We start from the raw sequence: 3,417 nt of genomic DNA, 5'->3' as shown, positions 1-3,417 counted from the left end.
GTCTATCAGTCAATCTCTATGTTGAAGCTGAAGACGTCATCGCGAGCAGGCTCACTCCTACAGGGGATTTATGGTGTTATCAGGCTGGGTAGTTCGCCCGCAGGGCTTCAAGACCGCCCTGATAGATCCCGGCAAACAACGCCTCAACCTCTGTTTCACTGACACCGTCGGGCGTAAAGCGACCCGACCACGTCACCCGAGCCCCCTGCCCCTGAGCCTCGACCTTTATCGTCGCCAGGTACTCAGTCGCCGGAAACGGTGCATGCAAAATCGAGTAGCTGTAAGTCTTCCCGGCGTTATCAAACGTCTCCAACCGCTCAACCACCTTCGCCCCATCCGCCGTTTGCAGGCTGCGCACTCGCCCGCCTTCACTCAGTTCGCTTTTCGGGATAAACGGCAGCCAGTCCGGCAGCGTGTCGAAACCGCCAATCAATTGCCACACCTCATCGGCCGAAGCCGGAATGTCGATAAATGCAGATGCCTTTGCCATGTAATCCTCTCTCTCAATCAATAAATTCAGATGGCCATGCTGTCGACGACACCGCCGTCGACCCGCAATGCCGCGCCCGTCGTGGCCGAGGATAGCGGCGAGGCGATGTAGGCCACCAGGTTCGCGACTTCTTCGACATTCGCCACACGCTGGATGATCGAGGTCGGCCGGGCCTTGCGCACAAACGCATCGGCTTCTTCCCGGACACTACGCCCCGATTCGGCGGTGGCCTGCTTGAGCATCTGCTCCAGGCCATCGGTCAATGTCGGGCCGGGCAGGATCGCATTGACCGTCACGCCAGTGCCCGCGAGCCGCTTGGCCAGGCCGTGGGACACCGCGAGGTTGGCGCTTTTGGTCACGCCATAATTAAGCATGTCGGCCGGGATGGCGATCCCGGATTCCGAGGACAGGAAAATCACCCGGCCCCAGCCCTGCTTGACCATGTCCGGCACGTAATGCCGGGACAGGCGCACGCCGGAGATCACGTTAACCTCATAGAAGCGCGTCCACTCGCTGTCCGGCGTGTCGAAAAAATCCACCTCGTTGAAGATCCCGAGGTTGTTCACCAGGATGTCCGCGCGCGGTTCGGCGGCGAACAGCTTTTCGGCACCGTCGGCGGTGCCGAGGTCAGCGGTCAGGCCACGCAATTGCGCGCCCGGCACGCTCTGGCGAATGCTCGCCAGCGCCTGCTCGACCTTGGCCGTCTCGCGGCCGATCACCACCACCGTGGCGCCGGATTCGGCCAGCGCCTTGCTGATGCCCAGGCCAATGCCGGCGGTGCTGCCGCTGACAATGGCGAGTTTTCCAGTCAGATCGATTTTCATGCTCAAACTCCTCAGAGGGGCAATGGCGCGCGTTCGCTCACCAGTTTCGCGTCACGCATCGCCTGCCAGAATGCAGCGGGGATCACGGCCGACAGTGCCGCAACATCTTCAGCAATCCGGTCCGGACGGCTGGAGCCCGGAATCACCGCAGCCACGGCCGGGTTAGCCAGCGAGAACTGCAGCGCAGCGGCCTTGATGTCGACACCGTGGGCCGCCGCGATGCGTTTGATCTGCTCGACTTTGTCGACGATCGCCGGGCTGGCTTTCTGGTATTCGAAATGGGTTCCACCGGCCAGAATGCCCGAGCTGTAGGGGCCGCCGACCACGATTTCGACGTTCTGCGCCAAGGCCGCGTCCATCAGACGTTGCAAGGCCCGGTCGTGGTCGAGAAGAGTGTAGCGACCCGCCAGCAGAAAACCGTCCGGTTGGGCTTCGGTCAGATCAAGGGTCAGCTCGCAAGGTTCGACCTTGTTCACGCCCAGGCCCCAACCCTTGATCACGCCTTCTTCACGCAAACGGGTCAGCACTTTGAACGCGCCGGTGCGGGCCTGGTTGAAGTATTCCAGCCACTGGTCGCCGTAAAAATCCTGGGCGATGTCATGCACCCAGACGATGTCCAGGCGATCGGTTTGCAGGCGCTTGAGGCTGTCTTCGATGGAGCGCATCGTGGCGTCGGCGCTGTAGTCGTTGACGATTTTGTTCGGGCGGCCGTGTTCGAACACCCCGCTCTTTTCGCCCAGGTCACGGGCCGATGCATCTTCGACTTCATCGAGGATGACCCGGCCGACTTTGCTGCTCAGCACGTAGTCGTCGCGGTTGTATTGGGCCAGTGCAGCACCCAGGCGAATCTCCGACAGGCCCGAACCGTAAAACGGCGCGGTGTCGAAGTAGCGAACGCCGGCATCCCAGGCCGCGTGAACGGTGGCCCGCGCCTCGTCTTCAGGAATGGCGCGGAACATGTTGCCCAACGGGGCCGTGCCGAAACCCAGCGCGCCGGGCAGTTTGTCTTTCAAGCTCATGGTTCAAATCCTCGTCAGTGTCAGAGGTCAGCTGAGTGACCGTTTGGCAGATCCTAGATTGCGATGATCGGACCGTCCAAGACATAATGCGCAGCACTTGAGTCCCTATAGGTCTTACATGATCGACATCCGCCAATTGCGCTACTTCGTCGCCGTCGCCGAAGAAGAACACGTCGGTCGCGCCGCCGAACGCTTGCACATCTCCCAATCACCCTTGAGCCGGCAGATCGCCCAGCTTGAAGAACGCCTGGGCCTGACCCTGTTCGAGCGCAGCCAGCAGCGCATCCGCCTGACCCGCGACGGCCAGACCTTCCTCGCCGAAACTCGCGCCCTCCTGACCCATGCCAGCCGCCTCGAATCCCTGGGCAAACGCCTCGGTCGCGGCGAAGAAGGCGGCCTGTGCATCGGCTACATCGAAAACGCCATGCACGCTGGCGTGCTGCCCAATGCCCTGCGGGTGCTGCGCGTCGACCGGCCGAACGTGCACGTTGCGTTGTACAACCTGAGTTCCGCCGAACAACTCGAAGGCCTGCGCCAGCGTAGTCTGGATATCGCCCTGGTCAGTGAACCGCCCGTCGCCGACGACCCGGACCTGCTGGGGTTTCAGGTGCTGGACGACCCGATGCTACTGGCCCTGCCCGAACACCATCCCCTCGCCCACCAGGCCACACTGACCCCGGCCGACCTGGCCAATCAGGAATGGATCGGCGTGCAACACCGACAGAACTGCGCCAGCCGCGAAGACTTCGTCAGCGCCTGCATCCGCGCCGGTTTCACCCCGGACATCCGCATGGAAGCCACCGAGCCCTTCACTGCGCTGGGGCTGGTGGCGTCGGGGCTGGGCATTGCGATGATTCAGAAAGGCTTGAGCCGCAATGCGCCGCCGGGTGTGGTGCTGCGGGAAGTGCCGTGGATTTCGTTTACCACGCCCTTGTGGGCGGCGTGGCACCGGATCAATTTGCGGCCGCTGGTGGAGACGTTCAGGAAGGTGCTGACCGAATCGGAGGCGGTTCACACTCCCTGATGGTGCATCTGCATGATTTTTTGTTGGCGCCAGGCTTGCCGGCGAAGGCGTCCTCAAGTG

The 3,417-nt window shown here is 62.2% G+C and carries 4 protein-coding genes; 1 reads left to right on the top strand and 3 read right to left on the bottom strand.

Going from position 1 to position 3,417, the window contains the following annotated elements:
* Positions 1-79: 79 nt before the first annotated feature.
* From QMX98_RS33350 to QMX98_RS33340, 3 genes are read right to left on the bottom strand one after another with little or no spacing between them, the layout of a single operon-like run.
* A complete protein-coding gene (locus tag QMX98_RS33350; protein WP_010455221.1) occupies positions 80-490 on the bottom strand; it encodes an SRPBCC family protein in 411 nt (136 codons plus the stop codon).
* A 26-nt stretch (positions 491-516) separates the two neighbouring features.
* Positions 517-1,314 carry an SDR family oxidoreductase gene (locus QMX98_RS33345; protein ID WP_077749320.1) on the bottom strand — a complete coding sequence of 266 codons (798 nt, stop codon included), beginning with the start codon at positions 1,312-1,314 and terminating at the stop codon, positions 517-519.
* An 11-nt stretch (positions 1,315-1,325) separates the two neighbouring features.
* Complete coding sequence (locus QMX98_RS33340; RefSeq protein ID WP_077749321.1) at positions 1,326-2,333, bottom strand: aldo/keto reductase; 1,008 nt, start codon at positions 2,331-2,333, stop codon at positions 1,326-1,328.
* 118 nt (positions 2,334-2,451) lie between these two features.
* Here QMX98_RS33340 and QMX98_RS33335 point away from each other — a divergent pair, with 118 nt between their 5' ends.
* Positions 2,452-3,357 (top strand): LysR substrate-binding domain-containing protein, encoded by a 906-nt coding sequence (locus QMX98_RS33335; protein ID WP_010455227.1) that lies wholly within the window; start codon positions 2,452-2,454, stop codon positions 3,355-3,357.
* Positions 3,358-3,417 lie beyond the last annotated feature (60 nt).

Source organism: Pseudomonas sp. PS02303, from assembly GCF_029959925.1.
Taxonomy (GTDB): Bacteria; Pseudomonadota; Gammaproteobacteria; order Pseudomonadales; family Pseudomonadaceae; genus Aquipseudomonas; species Aquipseudomonas mandelii.
This window is presented reverse-complemented; position numbering and strand designations above follow the sequence as displayed.

Excerpts from the sequence above, each read along its gene's own strand:
- QMX98_RS33340 (WP_077749321.1), bottom strand. The coding sequence starts at position 2,333 with ATGAGCTTGAAAGACAAACTGCCCGGCGCGCTGGGTTTCGGCACGGCC.
- QMX98_RS33345 (WP_077749320.1), bottom strand. The coding sequence starts at position 1,314 with ATGAAAATCGATCTGACTGGAAAACTCGCCATTGTCAGCGGCAGCACC.
- QMX98_RS33350 (WP_010455221.1), bottom strand. The coding sequence starts at position 490 with ATGGCAAAGGCATCTGCATTTATCGACATTCCGGCTTCGGCCGATGAG.
- QMX98_RS33335 (WP_010455227.1), top strand. The coding sequence starts at position 2,452 with ATGATCGACATCCGCCAATTGCGCTACTTCGTCGCCGTCGCCGAAGAA.